At 43.4% G+C, this 25171-nt stretch carries 19 protein-coding genes and 1 pseudogene; 11 read left to right on the forward strand and 9 right to left on the reverse strand.

The window, feature by feature from the left end:
• Positions 1 to 21 precede the first annotated feature (21 nt).
• From WN50_RS26155 to WN50_RS26165, 3 genes and pseudogenes are all read right to left on the reverse strand, one after another.
• A pseudogene (locus tag WN50_RS26155) lies at positions 22 to 267 on the reverse strand (hypothetical protein); the annotation flags it as partial.
• Between the two features lie 98 nt (positions 268 to 365).
• Positions 366 to 1931, reverse strand: coding sequence for a bifunctional ADP-dependent NAD(P)H-hydrate dehydratase/NAD(P)H-hydrate epimerase (locus WN50_RS26160; RefSeq protein WP_046282356.1), 1566 nt, complete (start codon positions 1929 to 1931; stop codon positions 366 to 368).
• 425 nt (positions 1932 to 2356) lie between these two features.
• Complete coding sequence (locus tag WN50_RS26165; protein WP_049561246.1) at positions 2357 to 3337, reverse strand: hypothetical protein; 981 nt, start codon at positions 3335 to 3337, stop codon at positions 2357 to 2359.
• A gap of 86 nt (positions 3338 to 3423) precedes the next feature.
• Here WN50_RS26165 and mnmA point away from each other — a divergent pair, with 86 nt between their 5' ends.
• The 3 genes from mnmA (at position 3424) to WN50_RS26180 (ending at position 5456) form a co-directional block, all read left to right on the forward strand.
• The gene (mnmA, locus tag WN50_RS26170; RefSeq protein ID WP_046282351.1) at positions 3424 to 4482 is read left to right on the forward strand and encodes a tRNA 2-thiouridine(34) synthase MnmA; all 1059 of its coding nucleotides are present in this window, start codon (positions 3424 to 3426) and stop codon (positions 4480 to 4482) included.
• A 225-nt stretch (positions 4483 to 4707) separates the two neighbouring features.
• Positions 4708 to 5127 (forward strand): XisH family protein, encoded by a 420-nt coding sequence (locus WN50_RS26175; RefSeq protein WP_046282352.1) that lies wholly within the window; start codon positions 4708 to 4710, stop codon positions 5125 to 5127.
• Positions 5115 to 5456, forward strand: coding sequence for a XisI protein (locus WN50_RS26180; RefSeq protein WP_046282353.1), 342 nt, complete (start codon positions 5115 to 5117; stop codon positions 5454 to 5456). The genes WN50_RS26175 and WN50_RS26180 overlap by 13 nt, the downstream gene beginning before the upstream one ends.
• Before the next feature lie 249 nt (positions 5457 to 5705).
• Here the strand turns inward: WN50_RS26180 and WN50_RS26185 are convergent, their stop codons facing one another.
• The 3 genes from WN50_RS26185 to WN50_RS26200 all read right to left on the reverse strand — a co-directional run bounded on the left by WN50_RS26185 (position 5706) and on the right by WN50_RS26200 (position 10902).
• Entirely contained in the window at positions 5706 to 8378 is a 2673-nt protein-coding gene (locus WN50_RS26185; protein WP_342586784.1) for a tetratricopeptide repeat protein, read from the reverse strand.
• Positions 8379 to 8849: a hypothetical protein gene (locus WN50_RS26190; protein ID WP_046278609.1), complete on the reverse strand. Its 471-nt coding sequence runs from the start codon at positions 8847 to 8849 to the stop codon at positions 8379 to 8381.
• Positions 8850 to 9309: 460 nt separating this feature from the next.
• Positions 9310 to 10902: an NAD(P)H-quinone oxidoreductase subunit 4 gene (locus tag WN50_RS26200; protein ID WP_046278607.1), complete on the reverse strand. Its 1593-nt coding sequence runs from the start codon at positions 10900 to 10902 to the stop codon at positions 9310 to 9312.
• 386 nt (positions 10903 to 11288) lie between these two features.
• On the opposite strand from WN50_RS26200, the gene WN50_RS26205 reads away from it, so the two are divergent.
• The 3 genes from WN50_RS26205 to WN50_RS26210 all read left to right on the forward strand — a co-directional run bounded on the left by WN50_RS26205 (position 11289) and on the right by WN50_RS26210 (position 12461).
• Positions 11289 to 11747: a DUF732 domain-containing protein gene (locus WN50_RS26205; RefSeq protein WP_046278606.1), complete on the forward strand. Its 459-nt coding sequence runs from the start codon at positions 11289 to 11291 to the stop codon at positions 11745 to 11747.
• Between the two features lie 62 nt (positions 11748 to 11809).
• Positions 11810 to 11971 (forward strand): hypothetical protein, encoded by a 162-nt coding sequence (locus WN50_RS34895; RefSeq protein ID WP_160315445.1) that lies wholly within the window; start codon positions 11810 to 11812, stop codon positions 11969 to 11971.
• Between the two features lie 220 nt (positions 11972 to 12191).
• Entirely contained in the window at positions 12192 to 12461 is a 270-nt protein-coding gene (locus WN50_RS26210) for a hypothetical protein (RefSeq protein WP_046278605.1), read from the forward strand.
• 136 nt (positions 12462 to 12597) lie between these two features.
• Here WN50_RS26210 and WN50_RS26215 read toward each other — a convergent pair whose 3' ends face one another.
• Positions 12598 to 14685 (reverse strand): NAD(P)H-quinone oxidoreductase subunit 5, encoded by a 2088-nt coding sequence (locus WN50_RS26215; protein WP_046278604.1) that lies wholly within the window; start codon positions 14683 to 14685, stop codon positions 12598 to 12600.
• 604 nt (positions 14686 to 15289) lie between these two features.
• Here WN50_RS26215 and WN50_RS26220 point away from each other — a divergent pair.
• Together WN50_RS26220 and WN50_RS26225 are read left to right on the forward strand one after the other, a co-directional pair.
• Positions 15290 to 15727 carry a hypothetical protein gene (locus WN50_RS26220; RefSeq protein ID WP_046278603.1) on the forward strand — a complete coding sequence of 146 codons (438 nt, stop codon included), beginning with the start codon at positions 15290 to 15292 and terminating at the stop codon, positions 15725 to 15727.
• A gap of 53 nt (positions 15728 to 15780) precedes the next feature.
• A complete protein-coding gene (locus tag WN50_RS26225) occupies positions 15781 to 17886 on the forward strand; it encodes an ABC1 kinase family protein (protein ID WP_046278602.1) in 2106 nt (701 codons plus the stop codon).
• Positions 17887 to 18014: 128 nt separating this feature from the next.
• On the opposite strand, the gene clpB is transcribed toward WN50_RS26225, so the two are convergent.
• Positions 18015 to 20636: an ATP-dependent chaperone ClpB gene (gene clpB, locus WN50_RS26230; protein WP_046278312.1), complete on the reverse strand. Its 2622-nt coding sequence runs from the start codon at positions 20634 to 20636 to the stop codon at positions 18015 to 18017.
• A gap of 305 nt (positions 20637 to 20941) precedes the next feature.
• Positions 20942 to 22660: a sensor histidine kinase gene (locus WN50_RS26235; protein ID WP_046278311.1), complete on the reverse strand. Its 1719-nt coding sequence runs from the start codon at positions 22658 to 22660 to the stop codon at positions 20942 to 20944.
• 292 nt (positions 22661 to 22952) lie between these two features.
• Between WN50_RS26235 and WN50_RS26240 the strand changes: the two genes are divergently transcribed.
• The 3 genes from WN50_RS26240 (at position 22953) to WN50_RS26250 (ending at position 25090) form a co-directional block, all read left to right on the forward strand.
• Positions 22953 to 23480 carry a DUF937 domain-containing protein gene (locus WN50_RS26240; RefSeq protein WP_046278310.1) on the forward strand — a complete coding sequence of 176 codons (528 nt, stop codon included), beginning with the start codon at positions 22953 to 22955 and terminating at the stop codon, positions 23478 to 23480.
• A gap of 1 nt (position 23481) precedes the next feature.
• A complete protein-coding gene (locus WN50_RS26245) occupies positions 23482 to 23838 on the forward strand; it encodes a TIGR03792 family protein (protein ID WP_235441136.1) in 357 nt (118 codons plus the stop codon).
• Positions 23839 to 24322: 484 nt separating this feature from the next.
• Positions 24323 to 25090 (forward strand): AAA family ATPase, encoded by a 768-nt coding sequence (locus WN50_RS26250; RefSeq protein WP_152964934.1) that lies wholly within the window; start codon positions 24323 to 24325, stop codon positions 25088 to 25090.
• The last annotated feature ends 81 nt before the right edge of the window (positions 25091 to 25171 follow it).

The following is a 25171-nucleotide window of genomic DNA, read 5'->3' on the forward strand; positions in this document are numbered from 1 at the left end:
CCGCTTCTCTATCCGTTTTTAAATTGATGCCCATGCTCTCTCTGCCTGCGCTTGTCGAGCCATAGAATTGAGTTTGTTCACCCAGGGAAAACTAGGGTTGTCTGACAGCAGTTTGCAGTAGCGATAGGCATCGTTGCGACTTTTAACTTGACCATTTATCCATGCTTTGATGATGCTGTTACGAACAAACCTACCAGTACGGATAGCTTCGTCTAACTTTCTGTACTGGTATTGTGTTCCTTGCAGCTTCATTTCATACACAAGCATAGATTATCGGCATCAAGCCACGATAAACTATTGTAGCACAAAAATAATCCGTCGTAAACGACCTTGCTCTAAACCTGCTTCTCTTGGTAAGGACGATTTTAGTTGTGATTATTGCTATTTAAACCTAATTGCAATAAGTTCAAGTATTGGGTTAATGTAAACGCATCCACACCCAACTCTGTTTTGTCTTTTGCTGCTTTTATTCCGGCTTGGGCGTGCCACCAAACGGCTGTTTTCACGATAGCATCTATGGGCGTTTGATTTAACACCACTGCGGCTAATAATCCACCTAATAAACCCGTTAAAACATCACCACTTCCTCCTCTAGCTAATGCGGGTGTACTTTCGGGATTCATCCAAACTGTGTTCTCGGTTCCGATACAAACTCTCGCCCCTTTTAAGAGGACAATACTTTGACTTTGTTGGGCGGCTTTTTGCGTGACTAATATACGATTCTTTAACTCCTCGACTAAATCAGGAAATAATCGCTTAAATTCACCCGGATGAGGAGTAATAACCGTTGCCGCTTGTCGTTGAGATAGCGTAGAAATGGGGTCAAGTTGGGCTAAAATATTTAAACCATCTGCATCTAAAATTAACGGTTGATTACCGTCGAGAATCATTTGTACAATTGTACTAGCTGATTGTGTTAAACCAGGGCCACAGGCGATCGCATCAAATTGATCTAAACTAAAATGAGAGGGAAAGTCTAAAATTGCCCCATCTTCTGTTTCTGGACAACCCACAATTAAAGCTTCTGGAAGTTGGCTACTCAATAAAGGTTTAATCGAGTTAGGAACTGCAATAGATAGCATTCCCACACCCGACGCCCTCGCCCCTAAACCTGCTAAAATTGCGGCTCCCGTATAACGATGAGAACCTGCTACAATCAGTAAATTACCGTTCTTGTATTTGTGAGAAGTCAAAGGACGAGGTAAGGGTAAATCAGCGATGGCGTTTTCTTTAGTAATCCGTCGAAATTCGGGGTTTTTCCCTAAAATAGCCTGAATATCAGCTAAGGGAATATCAAAGTCAATCAGTTCAACATTTCCCAAATAATCTAAGGCTGAATCTTGTAAAAATGCTAACTTCCACAATCCCAAACAAAAGGTGTCAGTCGCGTTAATAGCCGTTCCTAAAACTTCTCCGGTATCCGTATGAATCCCGGAAGGTAAATCAATACTCAAAACCCTTTTCTTCCAAGCATTAATCTGATTCACGGCTTCTGCTAATTCATCAGTTATCGGACGTTCTAAACCAAAGCCAAACATCCCATCAATAATTACATCGCAGTTTTGCAAAGATTCAATATTTTGATCAATCAAAATCCCCAAACTTGTGATATACTTAAGATGGGATTGAGTGAGTTCTTTTTGTTTAGAAAACGGACAATAAACAACCAAAGAATATCCTAAAAAGTGTAATTCCCTGGCGACAACTAAGGCATCCCCGCCGTTATGACCCGGCCCAACAATCACCCCAATCGAAGTAACAGGAATTGACTCTATTTTCCTCAGAATACATTGAGTCAGGCGTCCGGCGACTTTTTCCATTAATGCTGCTACAGGCATTCCTGCATCAAACAGACGAGTTTCTATCGCCTGCATTTGTTGAGCAGTGACGACAAACTGTTGAATTTCGGTTCTATTTTGACGGTTAAACATAATTAAATAGTAGGTTGGGTTGAGGTACGAAACCCAACATTCAAAGACTTCGTTTCCCCATTCTACAACTCGTCGGTTGGGTTGAGGTAAAAAACCCAACTTTGAATAATTATTGTTGGGTTTCTACATTGTTGGGTTTCTACATTGTTGGGTTTCACTCTCGTTCTACCCAACCTACTACCCAACTTTAAATAATTATTGTTGGGTTTCACTTCGTTCTACCCAACCTACTACCCAACTTTAAATAATTATTGTTGGGTTTCACTTCGTTCTGCCCAACCTACTACCCAACTTTAAATAATTATTGTTGGGTTTTTATATTGTTGGGTTTTTACATTGTTGGGTTTCACTTCGTTCTACCCAACCTACTACCCAACTTTGAATAATTATTGTTGGGTTTCACTTCGTTCTAGCCAACCTACTGACTACTTACCAAAATAAACCTGCGCTCCCGAAATTCCTGCATCAATAAAATAATCTTCCCATTCTTTAGCAAGGGTTTGATTTGCAAATGGCCCCACTGCAATAAAAGGGTCAACTGCTAAGTCTTGAATCATCACACTGTTTTCCGGCGCACCCAACGTAATCACATCATTTGCGATGATAGTTAAATCAGCAGCTTGAGCGGGAATTAACACAAAATAACGATTCGTCTCCGATAACCCATAACCGTCAGTATCCGAAGGTTTAGAGGTAATAGGTGTCGTGGGAACTTCAGGTTGAATCGCCACCCAAAGCTGCAAATCTTGCAAACTTTGAATAATTTCCGAAGGAATTCCTCGCAAGTTTAATTCATCCGCCAGGAGTCGAGCATTACTCCAATTGACAAAACTCCCCGCTTGAATAAGCAGTTTACCCTGATATTCTTTCACCTTAGCATTCGGTGCTACTTTCAACACCTCAAATAACGCAGCATCATTAACACTCACAAACACTTGATATAAACCCAAACTTCCTTCAGGAAAGACATAAATCGGCGGAATATTTGTTTCAATCGGTTTTTCTTCGTTAGTGGGTAAAGGAACAATAGGAGGTGCCGGATTAATCGCCCCTGTAAACACTTTGTCGTCTTCAAAGTTGGTAATTTGGGCTTCTATACCGTAGGATTGCAAATCTTCAACGACTCTTTCGGCTTCACTCTCTCTAAAATAGATACCCGCATCTATGATTCTGCGATTTCTGTAGTTGCGAATCACGGCGCCGGGCTGGACTTGCTGAACGACTTCTAACAAAAAGGGACTATCGCTGTTAACATATACCCCATAGCGTTGTTGCTGTGCGAACCCTGGAGAAATTTCAGCTAAACCCGTCCCCAATAGCAGTAAAATCGCCGTTAGTGGGGTTCGCAATCTCTGCTGAATCCACCGTTTGTAGTTTTTATGTATTATCATAGAAGTTACAGACATTCTCGGTTCCTCCAACACTAAGCGTAATAATGTCATCATTTATAGAGAAGTACATCTAAACTAGCAGCTTATTATCGCCTAATCCCATGAAAAAAGTCGTTGTCGGTTTATCAGGAGGAGTTGACAGTTCAACCGCCGCCGCTATTCTGCACCACCAAGGCTATGAAGTGGTGGGGTTAACGCTATGGTTAATGAAAGGAAAAGGTCAATGCTGTTCGGAAGGGATGGTTGATGCCGCGTTTATCTGCGAACAGTTAGGCGTTCCTCATCATATCGTGGACAGTCGAGATTTGTTTCAAACTCATATTATCGATTATTTGGTCGAAGGCTATAGTGCGGGGATTACCCCCTTACCCTGTTCTCAATGTAATAAAGCCGTGAAATTCGGCCCGATGTTGCGTTATTCACGAGAAGAATTAGGCATTGATTTGATTGCTACAGGTCATTATGCCAGAATTCGGTATGATCAACAAAGTGACCGTTATCAACTCTTAAGAGCGGTTGACAAAAGTAAAGATCAGTCCTATTTCTTGTATGATTTAACTCAAGATTTGTTGGCGGGTGTTGTGTTTCCCTTGGGGGAAGTTCTCAAAAGTGAAACCCGACGCATTGCGGCTGAATATAACTTGAAAACGGCGGATAAACCGGAAAGTCAAGACCTCTGTTTGGTTGAGGCAAATGGTTCAATGCGGGCGTTTTTGGATAAATATATTACAGGTCAAAAAGGCGATATTGTTGATCAAAATGGTCAAGTTTTAGGTCAGCATGAAGGGATTCATCACTATACCATCGGACAACGCAAAGGTTTAGGAATAGCCGCGCCAAACCCATTATATGTTATTGGCATTGATGCCGGACGAAATCAAGTGATTGTTGGCGATCGCGAAAATGCGACTCAAACGGAGTGTATCATTAAACGGGTGAATTGGGTATCAATGGCGCCGCCCACTTCTCCCATTCGCGCTGAAGTGCAAATTCGTTATCGAACAAAACCCCAACCTGTTACGGTTGTACCGTTAAATTCCCCAGAAGGCGAAGAAGTCAAATTGATTTTTGATGAACCCATTTTCGGAATTACACCCGGTCAAGGTGCGGTTTGGTACGATGGAGAAATTGTGTTAGGTGGCGGAATTATTTGCAGTTAAAACCTCTCCCTAAATCCCTCTCCAATCCCCCCTTAATCCCCCCTTAAAAAGGGGGGTGGGGTGAGGGACTTTGAAGAACCTCTCCCTAAATCCCTCTCCAATCCCCCCTTAATCCCCCCTTAAAAAGGGGGGTGGGGCGAGGGACTTTGTTTTAAATTTGGCGATCGCCGAAGCGATGAAAACCAATATATTATAATCATATAAGCTTGTAAAGTCGTTGAAAAAATGTCTGCTAGAGATCGATTTCATAATGCTGTTAAAAAAGCACTTCAGAAAGAACAGTGGATGATCACCCATGATCCATTAAGAATTGAGTTTGGGAAAGATGATCTAGTTGAAATTGATTTAGCCGCAGAACATTTTATTGTAGCAGAAAAAGCAGAAGTAAAAATTGCAGTTGAAGTTAAAAGCTTTTTAAGAGATTCTGCTTTATCGGACTTTCATACTGCGTTAGGACAATTTTTAAATTATCGCTTAGTGCTTGAAGAAAGCGAACCCGAACGTACACTCTATTTAGCAGTTCCCATTTCCGCTTATGAAGTCTTCTTTCAACGAAAACTCCCCCAAACGGCTATCAAAAAGTATAAAATAAAACTAATTGTTTACGAACCGACTGATGAGGTGATTGTTCAATGGATCGACTAGAACACTACCGTCAATGTATTCAAAAATTACTGCTGGAACATTGTCAAGGTCAGTCTCCTAATGGTGAATTTGAGGTTCATCCCATTTTTGATCGGGAACGAGATCATTATTTAATTGTGGATTTTGGATGGGATAATTACCGTCGGATTTATAATTGTGTGATGCACTTGAATATTCAGAATAATAAAGTCTGGATTCAACGCAATCAAACGGATTACAGTCTTGCTGAAGAATTAGTTTCGTTGGGAATTCCAAAGGAAGATATTGTTTTGGGAGTTCAGCCAATTTCTGTTCGAGAATATACGGGGTTTGGCGTCGCTTCGGAGTGAATAAAATCGCAGTTGGTGAAAATGAACCTCTCCCTCAATCCTTCTCCTACCAAGCGAGGGACTTTGAAGAACCTCTCCCTAAATCCCTCTTTTAAAAGGCGAAAAACTGTGAAGAACCTCTCCCTAAATCCCTCTCCTACAAGGCGAGGGACTTTGAAGCATAGCGATCGCATTTTAAAGATTTTCAGTAATAGTCAGTTCATAGTGCAGAACTAAAATTTTATCTGTGTTTAGGGTTGCTATTGCATATTATAATGAGCGGTCAATAATTGCTTGCATTTGCTGAAGAATATCCTCAAAAGAAGAACTATTTTGAGATTGAGATTGATTGTTTTTTTGAGTTGCCGTTAATTTTCTCAAGCAGTCTGCATAATTTCCTCGAACCATCATTGTATGGGGATGACCATCTCCAAGAGTTCGTTCACACATTTCCAAGGCTTGCCGAAACAGGGGTTCGGCATCGGCGTAGGGTCCCTGGGAGTAGTAAAGGGAGGCGAGGTTGTTGAGGCTGATGGCAACATCGGGATGGTCGCCTTCAAACAGCCGTTGTCTCATTTCTAAGGCTTGCCGATACAGGGGTTCGGCCTCGCCGTAGCGTCCCTGGGACTCGTAAAGCAAGGCGAGGTTGTTGAGGCTGGTGGCAACTTTGGGATGGTCGCCTTCAAACAGCCGTTGTATCATTTCTAAGGCTTGCAGATACAGAGGTTCAGCCTGACTGTAGCGTCCCTGGGACTGGTAAAGGTAGGCGAGGTTATTGAGGCTGGTGGCAACAGATGGATGGTCGCCTTCAAACAGCCGTTGACACATTTCCAAGGCTTGCCGAAACAGGGGTTCGGCATCGGCGTAGCGTCCCTGGGACTCGTAAAGTCCGGCGAGGTTGTCCAGGCTGGTGGCAACAGATGGATGGTCGCCTTCAAACAGCCGTTGTCTCATTTCCAAGGCTTGCCGATACAGACGTTCAGCCTCACTGTAGCGTCCCTGGGACTTGTAAAGGTAGGCGAGGTTATTGAGGCTGGTGGCAACAGATGGATGGTCGCCTTCAAACAGCCGTTGACACATTTCCAAGGCTTGCCGATACAGGGGTTCGGCATCGGCGTAGCGTCCCTGGGAGTCGTAAAGTCCGGCGAGGTTGTTGAGGCTGGTGGCAACAGATGGATGGTCGCCTTCAAACAGCCGTTGAAACATTTCCAAGGCTTGCCGATACAGGGGTTCGGCATCGGCGTAGCGTCCCTGGGACTTGTAAAGTCCGGCGAGGTTGTTGAGGCTGGAGGCAACATCGGGATGGTCGCCTTCAAACAGCCGTTGACACATTTCCAAGGCTTGCCGAAACAGGGGTTCGGCATCGGCGTAGCGTCCCTGGGACTCGTAAAGTCCGGCGAGGTTGTTCAGGCTGGTGGCAACAGATGGATGGTCGCCTTCAAACAGCCGCCGTTTCATTTCCAAGGCTTGCCGATACAGGGGTTCGGCATCGGCGTAGCGTCCCTGGGACTTGTAAAGTAAAGCGAGGTTGTTCTGGCTGGCGGCAACAGCGTTATGTTCATCTCCGAAACGGGTTTTTGCCTCCTCCAAACCTTTCTTCAGCCAAGGTTCAGCTTGAGAATACAAGGTTTGACCTTGATAGAACCAACCCAAGCTAGTAAACGGTGTAATTAAATCTTCATCCAACACCAACTCAGTGAAACGATTAGCAACTTCTTCGATATGTTTAATGGCAGGTTCAACCTGTTTAACCTGTTGGGTGGTGATATCTTGAGGAATTTTTTGATCGGCAATTTTAACCATTGTGATGACAAAAGCCTGTTTCATTGCGGCTGCGGCTTCCTGTTCCTCCAGTTTGTCGCGGAAAAACTCTCGCAGGAGTGGATGGAGGCGATAGGTTTTCGGTTTGGTTTGTTTGAGGAGACTGAGTTTAACTAACTGGCGTCTGCCGTCTTCAACATCTTCGAGATCAATTTCCTCCCCCTGCCAACCTTGATACACCATTTCAACCAACCCCCACAAAATCTCATCGGGATAAAACAGAGACAACAAACAACCCAACAGTTGAGTTTCTGGCTGTTTTTGTAACCGTTCCCAACTCAACTCAAATGCTGCGGCGACTCCCAATTTTGCCGTTACTGCTGCGTTTGCATCTCCGAGAGAATTATGTTTTAGGCGTTTGCGTTGCAGGCGTTTCTGCATCTCGGCGAGGGAAAGATCCTTATTGTCTTGTTCTGCCAGATATTTCCCCACCAATTCTAACCCCAAGGGCAAATATCCCAACCATTCACAGAGTTGTTGGGCGGTTTGGTGTTCAGCTTTAATGCGATCGCTACCAACGATAGACTCTAGTAATTTTAAAGCATCATCGGGGTGAAGTACCTCTAAAATTAGGGGAGTAACGTTGGGTATCTGTTCTCGCGTGGTGATTAATATTTTGAACCGAGGAGAACCCGGCAAATAGGGCTGAACCCGTTGTTTGTAGCCGATGACATCATCAACAATTAACAACACCTCACCTTCCGCCCAATGTTGCCAGCAATAAGCCAACTGTTCCGCTTCCGAAAAGCCTGTAAAATCCATCTTGGGGAAAAACCGAGGACGGGCAAATTTAATCACCTCAAAGATGAAACTCCCCCCGGAAATGAAGCAAACGCCCCCTTTGTAGGTATCGTGGAGATGTTTGCGGGCGTATTGGAGGGCGAGTTCGGTTTTGCCGACTCCTCCCATTCCCACCACTGCTGCGGCGATCGCAACTTGGGTATTTTGTTGTAGAAGTTGGTGGAGTTCTTCGAGAGGTTCATCCCGTCCAAAAAACTTCTCGGGTTCGAGAATGCCCCGTTGCCCTAAATTTTGGTAGGGTTTAGCCCCCCTTGCCCCCCAAGTTTGGGGAGAACCTTCTTGAAAGCCCCCAGTATTGGGGGTTTGGGGGCTTGGATGCAGTCATATATTAAATGTACCGCCTTCAATGGTACTACCTACAATACCTGTATTTCCAACGTTACCACCTGTGATGGTTGTTCCCTGAAACAAAGCGTTAATTTTCTCGGCTAACTTGGCGGAATTGTTAACGGTTGCAGGTTGAGATTTAATAGTTGTCGCAATTTCTTCTAACCTCTTTCTGAGGTCTGCATCTTCGATGATGGTTGCTTCCACATCCTCAACTACTTTAGCAAATTCTGGATCGGTTTCTGCCGTTTTCTTGACATCAATCACCGCTTGACCCCAATCTAAAGGCGTTTCATTCACCTTTTCGATAGCCAATGCAGTTTGGGGAGATTTACATCGAAGCTGTTGCAGCAAAGTTCCCCCTTGTTCAAATAACTTTTCCCCCAGTTTCTCGCCTGTTTTTTCTGTTGCTTTGGTGATGATCAGCGCAGCTAAAGCGGCAAGGGTCAGTTCTACCGGTTCCATTGGTTGTTGTAGAAAAAGGTTGATTGATGTTTTTTATTATAGAATTTTATACTCCAAATCGACAAGTTCTCCCCTCCGGTTTCACCACCCCATTAATATTGAAATCCTTTTAGAAGAACTTGATCTTGAGTTTTGTCCTTTGGGTTCAACAACGTTCAAAAATCCAGAAATGATGCAAGGCATTGAACCGGATAACTGTTTTGATATTGAACACGAAGCGTCGGTTAGGGTAAAGATATAGCGCTACGCGCTAGGCAAAAGGCAACAGGCAAGAGGCAAAAGTGCCAGCAGAAAATATTTTCAGCATTTACCAATGTCCTAACCGTTATGCGTAGTGCTATACCTGTAAATGTACCATCATTGAATTCCTGATAAAATCTTAGTGTCTTTGTGTCTTCGTGGTTAATTTTTCCCATAAAAAAACCCCCTAAAATTGGGGGTACTCTACAGACAATTCAGGTTATTTCTGAGGAATATTCGGTGCGGTAAATGACAACAACTCTTGCTTTTGTTGGGCAATCGGAGGATTATCTCCTAAGGTTGGTACCGATTGACGAATCAAAGCCGTTAACTGCGTTGTGGTTGAATCATAGATTTGAGTAACAATCTTCGGATACAACCCAATCCCAATAATCGGTACTAATAAACAGGCAATCACAAACACTTCCCGAGGTTCGGCATCCACCAGTTTTTCGTGAGAAGTTAACTCTTTGTTTTCCGGGCCATAGAGGAGTTCTCGTAACATTGAAAGCAGATAAATTGGCGTTAAAATCACCCCAACTGCGGCTAGAAACACCACTAAAACTTTGAACGTCGGACTGTAAGCATCACTGGTAGAAATACCAATAAAGATCATCACTTCTGCAACAAATCCACTCATTCCGGGTAACGCCAATGACGCCATTGAACAAGCCGTCCACATCGCAAAAACTTTCTTCATCTTCGTCCCAACACCGCCCATTTCATCTAACATCAATGTATGGGTACGGTCATAGGTACAACCGACAAGGAAAAACAAACTCGCCCCAATTAACCCATGAGAAATCATTTGCAGCATCGCACCACTTAACCCAATTTCGGTAAAAGATGCCATGCCAATTAAAACAAATCCCATGTGAGAAATAGAAGAATAGGCAATTTTCCGCTTGAGATTTCGTTGAGCAAAAGACGTCAGGGCAGCGTAGATAATATTCACAACCCCTAATATGATTAAAATCGGGGCAAACGTCGCATGGGCATCCGGTAACATTCCTACGTTCATCCGTAGTAACGCATAACCCCCCATTTTCAGCAAAATTCCCGCCAGTAACATATGCGCCGGGGCTGTGGCTTCTCCGTGTGCGTCGGGTAGCCAGGTGTGAAGGGGGAAAATCGGCAATTTCACGCCGTAGGCAATCAGGAAGCCACCATACAGCAATAGTTCTAGTTTAATCGGGAAATCCTTCGCGGCGATCGCAGACATATCAAACGTCACCGTATCGCCGTAGAAAGCCATCGTTAGGGCGCCAACCAGGATAAACAGCGAACCCCCTGCGGTGTACAAAATAAACTTTGTCGCGGCGTATTGACGCTTTTTACCGCCCCAAATCGCTAAAATCATGTAAACCGGAACGAGTTCCAGTTCCCAGGCTAGGAAGAACAGTAACATATCCTGAACGGCAAATACAGCGATTTGTCCGCCGTACATCGCTAACATCAGGAAATAAAATAACTTCGGCTTAAAGGTCACAGGCCAAGCTGCTAAAATCGCTAGGGTGGTAATAAACCCCGTTAGCAAAATCAGAGGCATTGCCAAACCATCCGCCCCAACAGACCAGTTTAAATCGAGTTGAGGTATCCAGGCGTAGCTTTCAAACAGTTGTAAGCCGGGTTTGTTGAAGTCGTACTGAGTACAAAAAGCGTAAACAATAATAGCAAAGTCTATTAGCCCAATGACCAAAGCATACCAGCGTACCGTGCGCCCGTCTTTGTCAGGAATAAATGGCACCAGCAACGCGGCGACAATGGGAAATAGAATAGTAGTCGTTAACCAGGGAAAATGTTCGAGATTCATGTCTGATGATACAATCAGTGCTAAGTTATTATAGATCCGCAAAATTTGAGTAATAGGGCTTATACTTCACCTTTTCTTCAGACTTTAGACGGGATTTGTCCAGAGTCGAGGGATGGAATCTTACTGGCATACCTTTCATGTCGATAGCAATACGCGATCGCTTTTTGTTTTTAGATTTCTCTAAGTTTTAAATTGCTTGTTCGTGTTGTTGTTTCCATTGAAAATAATCAAAGTTTGGCGGGAAGGTTGCGATCGCTATCTATGGTTCACCCATTCCAGAAGGGACGGGTCAGCTTGTGGATACTAAAATAGTTGTGAATCTAGAGCAATTTTTTTCACTTCCCTAGACAACACCAGCAAGTCACTGTATAATCAACTCTTAAGATATGCTCGAAACCGAAGCGGAAAAACAAGCTTTCCAACGCTTAATTCCCCGCAAGGGGATTGAAACAAGTTGGAGGATTTCGTTGAAGAAGAATAATTTTAAGTGTTTGGCGATCGCGTTACCGTTCCTGTTGGTTTCCTGTTTGGATGTATCCCCCGATGCCCGGTTCAAGCGGGAAGTTCGCGAGGCAATAAATGATGGATACACCGACCCGCAGATGAACAAAGAGGCGCAGGAGGTTTTTAGAAAATATCTCGGGTGGGAGGGGGCGATCGCTCTCGGAAAGCAACATTGCCAGTGGGCAGAAGAGGGAAAGACGGATCGGGATTTGGCTCGGATATTGGGAGATAAAGCAGACATGACAGTAGAAGATCCCGACGAAAATATAACGCTGCTATTCGTTTATTTTTCAATTAGAAGTCCCGCCATCAGAGCTTACTGTCCGGGGCGGGATATTTGAGGATTGGCGATCGCTTTCAAATTTCAAATAAGCTCAACTGACCGCTAAAAGAAACGATTTTCTTGTCCGCATTTTTCCGCTTCCGAACCAACAACATCTCGGTTCGCTTGGGTCGGGTTTTGGTTTTGGACTGTCGGGTGATGCCTGCTGAACTGGCTTTCCAATGCTTAATTCCCCGCAAGGGGATTGAAACTTTCGATAGCGCCGAATGCCGTCGCTATTAACGATAGGGTACTTTCCAAAGCCAAATTCCCCGCAAAGGGATTGAAACGTCACACGCTAACCCCCCCCCACCCATGTCTGAGCTTTCCAATGCTTAATTCCCCGCAAGGGGATTGAAACTCTTAGCTCTAATTCCTTGAAGACACACTCCAGATCACTTTCCAATGCTTAATTCCCCGCAATGTTAGAATATATTGAAAGTATTTGACCAGAGGTGGATAGATGAAGATTAACAGAAAAGAGTCCCAAAGTTTTTTTGAAAATAAAAACGGCAAAGTGAGGGGATGGAATTGGGAAAATAATAATGGAAAAATAACTCAAAACTCTTTTGACGAGAGAAGTGAACCAACCAATCCTTTGAATAATAAATTAAATAATTTTTTCATTTTACTTATGGTGTTTTTAGTGATAGCGTTTTCAATAAATTCAAGCCAGTTATCAGGCATAAAAAATTTGTTAAAAGAAACATTTAAACCTATTCAGATGCGCTAATCATCTTCTTTCCATCATTAAATTCCCCGCAAGGGGATTGAAACCTGAAGGAATCGTGTAGGGTGGATGACAATTGCGGCTATAACTTAACGATCAAAGTTAAAAACCTCACCCACCCTACTTTGAGGTTGTTAACCTAACTCACGCCAGAGAACACCACAAAACCCAATACCGCCCCAAACACAATTAAGGCGTAAAATTGGGCGCGACCATTCTCAAAATATTTCAACCCTTCACCGGATAATAGCGTGACTAAACCCGTGAGGTTAACGGCACCATCAACCACACGAAAATCCACTTCCATCACCTGACGGGCCAGACGTCGTAGACCTTGAACAAATAAGAAATCATTCAAGTCGTCAAGATACCATTTATTGAGAGAAAACAGATATAATGGCTTGATTTTCTCAGCGATCGCTGAAGGATCAATTTTACGACTGAGATACATCAAAGAAGCGAGTGTAATTCCCAGTAAAGCAATACCCACCGAACTTCCCGCCATAATCAGAAATTCAGTTAAATCAAATTCTGCCGCTTTTTCGAGAATTTGCGCTTCCGTTTCACTGGGGGCGTGAATAAACTCCTCAAAATAGTTAGCAAAAGGCGTTCCCAACAACCCAATCAACATCGACGGTATCGCCAACGTCATCAAGGGAATTGTCATCGCCCAGGGGGACTCGTGAGGGGAATGACTGTGACCATGACCATGATCGTGACCGTGATCATCGTGGCCGTGTTCCTCGGTTTCGGCGACCAACTCTTGAGGATTCATCGCACCGGGGCCAAACGCATAATTAGGGCCATTGGCTGCGGCTAACAGTTGTTGTTTAATCGTGGCGTCATTGCCCCGGAAACCGCCTTCAAAGGTGCTGAAGTACATTCGGAACATATAAAACGCTGTCATCCCTGCGGTTAACCAACCAACCACCCATAAGGCGGGATTGGCTTCAAAGGCATTACCCAAGATTTCGTCTTTTGACCAAAATCCTGCAAAGGGAGGAATCCCACAAATTGCCAGGGTACCGATCAAGAAACAAGCGGACGTAATCGGCATATATTTGCGTAATCCGCCCATTAACCGCATATCCTGGGCTAAAACCGGGTCATGTCCGACAACGGCTTCCATGCCGTGAATCACAGAACCCGAACACAGGAACAACATCGCTTTAAAATAAGCATGAGTCATCAGGTGAAACAGTCCAGCGCTGTAAGCACCGACACCCATTGCCATCACCATATAACCGAGTTGGGAGATGGTGGAATAGGCGAGACCTTTTTTGATGTCGTTTTGGGTTAGGGCGATCGTAGCCCCCAGAAACGCGGTAAAACAGCCCGTCCAGGCGATGACGTTCATCACGATGGGTAAACCTTCAAACACCGGATACATCCGGGCGATCAGGAATACTCCGGCTGCAACCATTGTCGCGGCGTGAATTAAAGCCGAAATCGGGGTCGGGCCTTCCATCGCGTCGGGTAGCCAGACGTGAAGGGGGAATTGGGCAGATTTGGCAACGGGGCCTAAAAACACCAAAATTGCAAATAGACTGGCTAATGCAACGCTTAACCCGCCTGTTTCGACGAGGGTTTCTAAGCGTTCACCCATCAACTCAAAATCAAAGGTGTTGGTTGCCCAAAATAACCCTAACATTCCGAGTAACAAACCAAAGTCACCCACACGGTTGGTTACAAAGGCTTTTTGGCAAGCATCGGCTGCGGGTTTGCGATCATACCAAAATCCGATCAACAGGTAGGAACACATCCCCACCAGTTCCCAGAAGATGTAAACCTGTACCAAGTTCGGACAGATCACAAGGCCTAGCATTGAGGAGCTAAATAGGCTTAAGTACGCATAAAAACGCACATATCCCGGATCGTGAGCCATGTAACCATCGGTGTAAACCATCACCAAAAAGGCTACAGTGCTAACAATCGCCAACATGACTGAGGCCAGATGGTCAATGGTGTAGCCCATACGCAGAGTAAAATCGCCTGCGGCTGCCCATTCAATCATGTAGGTATAGGGTTCGTGGCCGTTGATTTGACTCCAGAGTATGGCAAAGGACAGCACCATCGACCCTCCCAGTAGGGAGACGATAAATACTGCACTTGCTTTTCTGAGACTGTTGGTGGCTCGACTAAATGAAATTAAGCCTATCCCAACAAACATCGCCCCGAGTAAGGGCAATACTGGAATCAACCAGGCGTATTGATAAAGCAGTTCCATAATATCTAGGGACTTAATCGTTCTTAACTACACAGTGTACAACCATTTTCTCTCCTCACCCCGTAAAGCTTTAAGCCTTTAAGGTTTAGTTTAGAACTTTACTTTTTACTCACAATTTACTCATCGGCAACAGCTCATGTGCCAAGAGGCAATAGGTTACAGATTACAGGTTACAGGTTACAGGGGACAGAGAATGGTGAAAAACTGATAACTGTTCAGTGTAAAAACTGTTAACTGGTGACTGGTGACTGGTAACTGTTCAGTGATGGGCTTTTTTTCTGGATTAAACCCATTTGAGCAGAATTTTCAAATAAAACTTAGAGAATTTTGGTCTCTCCTTGATAAACGTTCACAACTCTTTCTAGAGATTGATTATTTTTTTCGCCTGAAGTTAGATGACTTTTAAGTCGGTTTTTGACTACACTAAAAGCCATCTATTCACTATAAATTTCATCACCAGATCGAAGCCATTTTTGCAGATTGATTTCGGTCTGGGGTTGAATATCAAGGGATAAACTTTAGATTTAATCCAGAATAGAAGCTCCTCAGAGCTGCCAACTCTCGATAAAATAAAACTGAACGCTAACTATAATGAGAACGACCAATGTCTTCGTACCGTCAAGTTAAACAATATCTGGCATACTGGTTTCAATTGGGCAAAAAAGTTCTTCTTCGCAATGGAGAACAATCTTTGTTACCTCAACCCCTGTTTGAGGGCGATCACTACAGCCCAGAATTTGAAAACTGCTGGCAAGAAATCCTCTCTCCAGAGTCAGGGGATTGCTACCTAGAAGGGACAGACGTACCCATTAGTGAACTGCTGACAAACGCTTGGGAAATAGAAGAATGCGCTCGTTGTGCGATGCCCGTACCGTCCCGGACTCGGGGAATGCCAGCAAGCTGTTGTCCCTGCTTTGATTTACCCACTTGGCCGAACTTAGATATGCCTCAACCGCGACTTCCAGCCAATACCCAACAACATCTACACGAGATCTGTAATCGACTGTTGAAGTCCGAACCTGAAGATATTGAAAGTGCATGAGCCGATGTTGTTACAATAGTTAACAATACTGCTCAGACTAAATCCTATACTTTATGGATATCAAGACGGTATCGCCGACTTTACCCTGGGTTGATTCACAACCCCCAACTCCTATGAGAGCTACAGCGCCTTATCCCATTGATCCGCTCACCCCCACTGTAGATGTGGAATCCCAGCTTGTGACTGTTGAGGACGTTCCCATCCTAGACGAATCGCAATATCCATCCTCAGATGCCCCTGACGATTCTCTACGTTACGATCCAGTTGCGATTGCAGCCCATTACCGCTCTCGCTTTTTACAAGTTTGGGGACGACTGATCACGATCATCTGGAAATTTACCTCATTGGTATTCGGGATCTGGCTCGACAAAAAAAGAGGACGTGCTGAGAAAAATGAGCTAAAACGAGCGACACAACTGCGTCAAACACTCACCCAACTCGGCCCTGCATTTATCAAAGTCGGACAAGCCTTATCCACAAGACCTGATTTAGTTTCACCGATTTTCTTAGAAGAATTAACCAAACTCCAAGACCAACTTCCTCCTTTCTCTAATGAAATTGCCTATGGTTTTATCGAAGAAGAACTCGGCGCCAAGCCTCACGAAATCTATGCCGAACTTTCTGCCAATCCCCTAGCAGCAGCTTCTTTAGGACAAGTTTATAAAGGAAAACTCAAAACAGGCGAAACCGTTGCCGTTAAAGTTCAACGTCCCGGCTTATCAGAATCTATTGCACTCGATATTCACCTGTTGCGAACTTTAGCAATTTGGGCGCAAAAAAAGATTACCCGCATTCGTAGCGATTTAGTCGCCATCATGGATGAGTTTGGCTACCGAATTTTTGAGGAAATGGACTATACTCACGAAGGTCGCAACGCCGAACGCTTCCAAAAACTCTATGGTCATTTGCCGGATATTTATGTTCCTAAAATTTACTGGGAATACACCGGACGACGAGTGTTAACAATGGAGTGGGTTAATGGAACAAAATTAACCAATTTAGATGAAATTCAAGCCAAAGGAATTGATGCTCGTTACCTGATTGAAGTGGGAGTACAATGTTCCCTGCGTCAGTTACTCGAACATGGATTTTTTCATGCTGACCCTCACCCCGGTAACTTACTAGCCAGTCCCGATGGCAAGTTAGTTTATCTAGATTTTGGGATGATGAGTGAAGTCAAGCCCTATCAACGCTATGGTTTACTTGAAGCAGTGGTGCATTTGGTCAACCGAGATTTTGAGGGATTAGCAAACGATTATGTCAAACTGGAATTTTTAACTCCTGATACGGATTTAACGCCGATTATTCCCGCTCTGGCTTCTGTTTTTAATGATGCGCTCGGTGCGAGTGTTGCAGAACTCAACTTCAAAAGTATTACCGATAAACTATCGGCATTGATGTATGAATATCCCTTCCGAGTTCCGGCTTACTACGCGCTGATTATTCGCTCCTTAGTGACGTTAGAAGGAATTGCAATTAACGTAGATCCGAACTTTAAAGTCCTGAGTAAAGCCTATCCCTACGTGGCTAAACGGTTATTAACCGACCCTTCTCCCCAACTAAGAACTTCTCTAAAAGATTTGCTGTTTAAAGATGGTTCTCTGCGTTGGAACCGTCTAGAAAATCTGCTCAAAAATGCTCGCGATAGTGATGATTATGATATTAACCAAGTTCTCGACCAAACGTTAGACTTTTTATTTTCAGAACGGGGAGAATTTATCCGAGAACGGCTAGCCAATGAAATTGTTAAAAATATCGATTTAGCCTCTCGCAACGCCCTGACAAAAGCCCAATTGAAAGTGGCAGAATGGATGGGTATTAAACCCCCATCGTCCAATGGTACAAAACCTGTCGTCACCTCCACTCAAAATCAAAGCAATTTAGAACAGATTCAGCGCATTGTTGCGATTTTGCAAGAAACCAAGGGATTTGATCCGATGATTTTGGTTCAGAAAGTTCCAGAATTATTGGCGAAACCCGAAGTTCGTCAACTGGGTCAACAAGTCGCAGGTGAGTTAGCCCAAAAAACGGCGGCGCGGTTAATTCGTGAACTTTTGATTTCAGAAGATTATCCCGAAACTCAGAAAAACGGACATCATTCTTCTTCTGAACCTCAAGCCCCTTTACCGCCTCTGTCTTTACCTTCTAGTTCTCGGTAAAGCTTCATCAAGAAGTAATATCATGTCCGATTAATCAATCCTAATTGTGTAGGGGCGGGTTCTATAAGATCTATGACACCCGTCAGAGATTGAACTAAACCCGCCCTAACAGGACATGGTATTGTGAACTACTTCACTTTTAACAACTCAACGGGTAGCCGTTTGAACGTTAACCGCTCATTTTCAATGTCTACAAAAATTGTATCTCCATCATTGAATTCCCCGCGCAAAATTCCCTTAGCAAGTTGAGTTTCTAACTCTCGTTGAATGGCTCGTTTCAACGGACGCGCACCATACACCGGATCAAACCCGACTTCGGCCAAAAAGTCAACAGCCGCTTCAGTCAATTTTAACGACATTTTCCGTTCGGCTAACCGTTCGACTAAATGTTGAATTTGGAGTAGAACAATTTGGCGCAGTTGTTGACGTTGTAGAGGATGAAAAATAATAATTTCATCAATCCGGTTGAGAAATTCCGGTCGGAAACTTGTTCGCATGGTATCCATCACCCGACCTTGCATTTCTTCATAGCGAGAATCATCTCCGGCAATATCAAGAATATACTGAGAACCGATATTACTGGTCATAATAATCACACTATTTTTAAAATCAACGGTGTGACCTTGAGCATCAGTAACGCGACCATCATCGAGAATTTGCAACATCACATTAAACACATCGGGATGGGCTTTCTCAATTTCATCAAACAAAATCACCGCGTAGGGACGACGACGGATGGCTTCAGTGAGTTGACCGCCCTCATCATACCCAACATATCCTGGAGGCGCGCCAATTAACCGGGAAACGGCGTGTTTCTCCATGTATTCGGACATATCAATCCGAACCATCGCCTCTTCGGTATCAAACAAATAAGCCGCTAACGCCTTAGCGAGTTCGGTTTTCCCGACCCCTGTTGGCCCGAGGAAGATGAAACTGGCAACCGGACGTTTGGGATCGGCTAACCCCGCCCGCGATCGCTGAATCGCCTCTGCAACGGCTGTCACCGCCTCTTCCTGTCCAACCACTCGCTGATGCAGTTCATTATCGAGGTTGAGGAGTTTTTCTTTTTCCGACTCGACTAATTTACTAATCGGAATTCCCGTCCATTTAGAAATAATTTCAGCGATATCGGCTTCGGTCACTTCTTCTCGCAGTAGGGTTTTTCCACTGGTTTGAGTCGCTTGAAGTTGAGCTTCTGCGGCTTGTAACTGCTTTTGCAACTCCGATAATGTGCCGTATTTCAACTCAGCGGCTCGGTTAAGATCATAATTGCGTTCGGCTTGTTGAACTTCAATATTCACCCGATCAATTTCTTCTTTAATCGACTGAATATTGCTAATCACATTTTTTTCAGCTTCCCATTGGGCATTGAGCGCGTGTTGATCTTCTTTGAGGTTAGCGAGATCTTTTTCGAGTTTGTCTAAGCGTTCAATAGAAGCAGGATCGCTTTCTTTTTGCAGCGATAACCGTTCCATTTCCAGTTGTAGAATTTTGCGGTCTATTTCATCCAGTTCTTCGGGCTTAGAAGTGATTTCCATCTTGAGTTTAGCCGCCGCTTCATCGACTAAATCAATCGCTTTATCAGGTAAGAAGCGATCGCTAATATAACGAGTCGAAAGAGTAGCCGCAGCGACTAAAGCGCTATCAGAAATTTTCACCCCATGATGAACTTCATAGCGTTCTTTTAAACCGCGTAAAATGGAGATGGTATCAACAACATTCGGCTGATCGACATAAACTTGTTGAAACCGTCGTTCTAAGGCTGCATCTTTTTCGATATATTTGCGATATTCATCTAAAGTAGTCGCCCCAATACACCGCAATTCACCTCGGGCTAACATCGGTTTGAGTAAGTTTCCCGCATCCATCGCGCCTTGGGTTGCACCCGCCCCAACAACGGTATGAATTTCATCAATAAACAGGATTATTTTACCCTCAGAATCAGTAACTTCTTTGAGAACTGCTTTCAGACGTTCTTCAAATTCTCCTCGGAATTTTGCCCCCGCAATTAAGGCTCCCATATCTAAAGCAATTAATTGGCGATCTTTGAGAGATTGGGGAACATCTCCGGCGAGAATTCGTTGGGCGAGTCCTTCCGCGATCGCGGTTTTTCCAACTCCTGGTTCTCCAATTAATACAGGATTATTTTTAGTTCGACGACTTAAAATTTGAATCGTGCGACGAATTTCATCATCCCGTCCAATTACCGGATCAAGTTTTCCTTTACGGGCGGCTTCGGTGAGATCTCGCCCATATTTTTCGAGAGATTGATATTTCCCTTCCGGGTTTTGGTCGGTCACTTTTTGAGTTCCTCGGACTTGAGTAATGGTTTGTTTAAGTTTGGCTTCATCTAGTTTAAATTCTTGATACAGTAATTTGCCAAAGTGATCATCTTTGGTGTAGGCTAAGAGCAAATGTTCGATAGAGATATATTCGTCTGCATATTCTTGACGATAGGCTTCTGCATTATCCAATAAAGGATCTATACTCCGGCCTAAATAAACGTTTGTACTGCTTCCTTTGACTTTGGGTTGGCGATCGATAAAAGCATCAACTTTTTCTCGCAGTTGAGGAACAGCGACACCTGCTTTACTAAATAAGCTGCTGGCGAGTCCTTCTTGTTCGAGTAAAGCTTTCATTAAATGTTCACTTTCAAGCTGTTGTTGTTGAGCTTGTTTAACGATTTCAGGAGTTCGAGCTATGGCTTCCCAAGATTTTTCGGTGAATTTACTTGGATCAGAGGGTTGCATTGATTTGATTCTCCTTATCTTGAATTTATAGAGTAAATTGTTAAGAATGTTCGCCTATAACGCTAAAATTGATTGACAGGATAGATGATTTTCAAAGGTAAACTTCAGCGATCAGATCCTCAATTCAATTTTAAAATGTCTGACTTTGATTTGAGCGTGAAGATCTCCGAGAGAAATCGCCCAGATGTTGATCCCCGTGAGAACTCTTAAACTGTAGCTTACCTCGAATAGAGATTGAGTACAATATTCCTCCCCTTTCAGGTACGGATCGCCGCAGTCGTCTATGGAGGGTAAAATGTATGAGTTTAGATTTTCACATGAACCGGAAGCCAAACGGTAAAGGTTGAACCCTTTCCGACTTCACTTTCAACCGTAATTCCCCCCCCGAGAATTTCACATAGCCGTTGACTAATGGCGAGTCCGAGTCCAGTTCCACCAAATCGTTTAGTAGTGGAAGCATCAGCTTGAGTAAAGGCTTTGAAAATCAGTTTTTGTTGTTCCTCACTCATCCCAATTCCGGTATCTTTCACCTGAAAAATTAGATATTGCTGCATTTTATTTCCGCCGAAACGACTTCCGGATTGGGAGGTTTTTCGACGAGTCGTAGAGGGCTTTGTTTTGACTCGTTTAACATAGATTGTGATCGTACCATCTTGAGTAAATTTACAAGCATTACTTAATAAGTTTAAAAGGATTTGTCTGACTTTTGGCAAATCCGCGTACATTCGACCAATTTCATTTTTAGCTTCGACTTTAATCACATTGCGATTCTTTTCAGCCAGAGGTTTAGCCGTGGTCATAACATCTTGAAGTAACTGTTCTTCAACGGCAAAATCTTCTAAATAAAGGGTGACATGACCCGCTTCTATTTTAGAAATATCCAGAATATCGCTAATCATATCTCGCAGATGTTTTCCGGCCGTTTGGATTTTTTCCAAGTCAGGGATAAAATCGTTATAACCCAAATCATCGGCTTCATCATGCAGCATTTCACTATAACCAATAATCGCATTCAAAGGAGTTCGCAGTTCGTGACTCATATTGGCGAGAAATACACTTTTTGAACGGTTGGCAGCTTCGGCTAATAATTTAGCTTTCTCTAACTCTTCAGTGTACTCAGCGACTCTCTGAATGAGATGATTTAAAGCATCTGTGAGTTCTCCGATTTCATCTTCGGTTGTGACGGGAATTTGTATAGCAAAGTCGGATTCTTCACCCACTTGATTCGCCACTTTGATCATCAATTCTATCGGATAAGCGATCACCCAACTAATATAAACCGCTAACACTAATCCGACAAAAGAGGAAATCAGTAGACTAAAAAAGATAATTTGATTGCCTAATAACTCAGCTTTTTCACTGGCTTTCAGTCCTTGACTGACGCGATTTTCGAGCTTAACGGAGAGTGCGATGGATTCTTGAGATAAATTGTATAAATTTTGAGCTTCTGGACTGCGACTAAACTGAATTAAAGCATTTTTCAGGGTTTGTTGAGTTTTCTGATCCTTTTTTCCGGACTCTAGCGTTTGCAAAATTTGCTCTAATTTTTGAGCGTAGCGATTGAGATTTTCTGTATATTTTTGAGACAATTCTTGAATTTTTAAATAGTCATTTTGAACTTCTGTATTATCAATATCTGGGACAAACTTAAGCTGTTGAAGTTGACGGTTTATTTCAAAAATTCCCGAACGTATTTCTGAAATAGAATCGGCAAGCGATGAAGATTGATTAATTAAACCGGCTAATTCTTCCTGGCTTGATTTCAACTCAAAAACATTATGATTAATCCCTGTTAAAACCTGTGATTTCTCTTGATCGATGGGAAACTGCTCTTTGAGTTTTCCTTTGTAGTATCCTTCTACAATAAAGCTTGTGATCGCACCTAACATGGCAATTCCAATCACTAGAGCATAGCCCAAGCCAATTTTCTGACGAATCCCCAGACGATGGAATAACGACAGTTTTAGCCCTACTGGAGTCGGGCTACTAAGAGAAGAGTTGGGGGTTTTGGAGCTTAAAGACATCCGTGAGGTTGCAATGAGCTGGGAAGATTTAGATCAATTTTAAGTCAGTTGAGACAGATCAACCTGAGATCAATAGACTTGTACTCAGAATTGTAGATCTACAAGGGCAATGTTGAGGCTTCCTTCAGCACCTAGAGGCGGTTTCCCTAAGCAGCCATACCCGACGACATCCAACACTCAACTGGATGCTAACCGCACACCTACAAGCCCGGAGGATTCACCCCATCTAGATTGGATTGCCCAAAATAATAAGGTAAACTAGGGATAATTTCATCCATTCCTTTTTAGTCTTATGGGACTTTTCGATCAAATCGTGGGTGCTTTGAACGACCCAAACCAAGAAGCGAGTAATACTCAGCTTGATAATATTTTGAGTACCGTACAGCAGCTCACCAATAATCAGGGCATTTCCTCAGATACCACTCAAACTGCGTTATCGGTTTTGGGGGGTTATGTCCGTTCTGCATTGCAACAGAAGCGAACCAACCAGGGAAATGAGTCTGTAGAAGCTTTTGTTAATCAATATAGCGGTACGGGTCAAAATTCCCAAGCGGTGAGTTCGCTGTTTTCCCCGGAACAACAGGCTCAAGTGGCTCAAACGATTTCTAGCCGAACGGGGATAGATGCTGGTACCATTCAAAGTTTATTACCTGCTTTAGTTCCTTTGGTGTTAAATCTGTTGAAAACAGGTAATCCAACTCAAAATCCTCAACAAAGCTCTAATTCGGTACTCAGTAGCTTTTTAGATGCGGATCAAGATGGTGACGTGGATGTAGCTGATGCGATGCGGTTAGCGGGACAATTTTTGCAGAATCGTTAGAATGCAAGATGGGGGAGATTCTTTGAATTCCCCTGGGTTTGATCAAACTCAAATTTTTATGGAAATGGTAATTGAATGGTTACAGTTTAAGGTTCCTCAAGAAAAATGGGAAGCCTTTCTAGAGCGAGATGAAGAAGTTTGGACACAAGGACTCAAACAATATCCGGGTTTTCTTGGAAAAGAAACGTGGATTGATCCGCAAAAAGAAGAAATCGTCTTGGTAATTCGTTGGGAAACTCGCCAGCAGTGGAAATCTATTCCTCAAGATGAAATCGATGCGTTAGATCGTCGCATGGGAGACTTAAGAATGCCTATTGTCAACAGCTACGAATACCAAGTCCGAAAATTTTTACATTAACGTTGATTTTAACTGAATTTAGCAATCAAAGCCAAAATAAAATTGATGCTTAAAAAACCGACTCCAATCACTAAAATGACAAACAGAGTCATACTCAAAAGGGGTCGGATTTTATCAAAAAAACTCGAATTTTCAGGTTTCATTTTCAAGCTGGAATTTTACTAAACAACAATTAAATCGAATGGATGTCTGAGTCTACCCTATAGATTTTAGCGTTTCTCAACTGATCTAAACCTCTAGTTTGACTGGCTGTTTCAGTTTACCCTGAATGGCTGACCCGGATCAGCTTATCGAACCCCAGGCTTTAACGTTCCGTATAGATTTAGACAGAGATATCCCAGACCCATTAAACTAGGGATAGACACAACTCTTTCTCAAAATCTACCCGAGCGCCTTCAGTCGTCCCCTTATTGAGATCAAGACAATGTTTCCTGAACTCTCCCACACCGAGCAACCCCGATCAGATCGAATTTCAAATCAGGCTATGCCCTTATCTAATTCTCTATCTTCAGGTGCAGTTGTGAAGAAACTGAAACAACGACACTGGTTAGAAGTTGCAGAATATATTTCTCTCCTCAGTTCTGCGGTTGGTTCTTTGGTGGTTGCTCTGTCGGGTCAAGCTTTCTACGGTGTGGCTCCCTTAACTGTAGCACTGTCGCTCAATGTTGCCAATCGCTACCGACTTGAACAGCAAGTTCAACTGTCTCAACAAGAGATGGCTGAAATTCAACAGTCAATCAACCAGCTTGAACGAAATTCAGTCAGAGCAATTTGGCTAATTCGACAGCAACTCAGCAGCGAGATCGCTTCGTTGCAACACAAACAAGATGAACTCCCCCTGCAAGACTCCCTGGAAACCAGTTATCGTTCACAGCAGGTAGCAATAATGAATCAAAACCTGTCTTCAATGCAGGATAACATTTCCACTGCCTTAGAAGAAATGCGACAACAACTGCATCAAGAAATCGCCAACACGCAACAAAATTTGCAGGGCGTTAACGGACAAGTGAGTGAAATTCAACAGGCGATCTTGACACTACAAAAAGGACAACCCATTCCTCCCTATAAACCGGATGTTGATCTCGGACAACTGCAAAGTCAACTCAACCAACTCTCCCAAGAACATCAAGAAGTGATCAAGCCTCACCTGAAGCGTTTGATTATCGCCATTAAGCAATTACAAACCACTCAAACTCGACTCATACCCAGACCTCCGAAGCCGATACCGAGAGAACAGATTCAAGAGAGTTGAACTGGAAAAATATCCCGAACAATCTGGGGTCAAACAAGGATGCTTGACTAAAGTTAAAGTGAAAATTATTTAAACAAAACT

It is taken from the genome of Limnoraphis robusta CS-951, assembly GCF_000972705.2.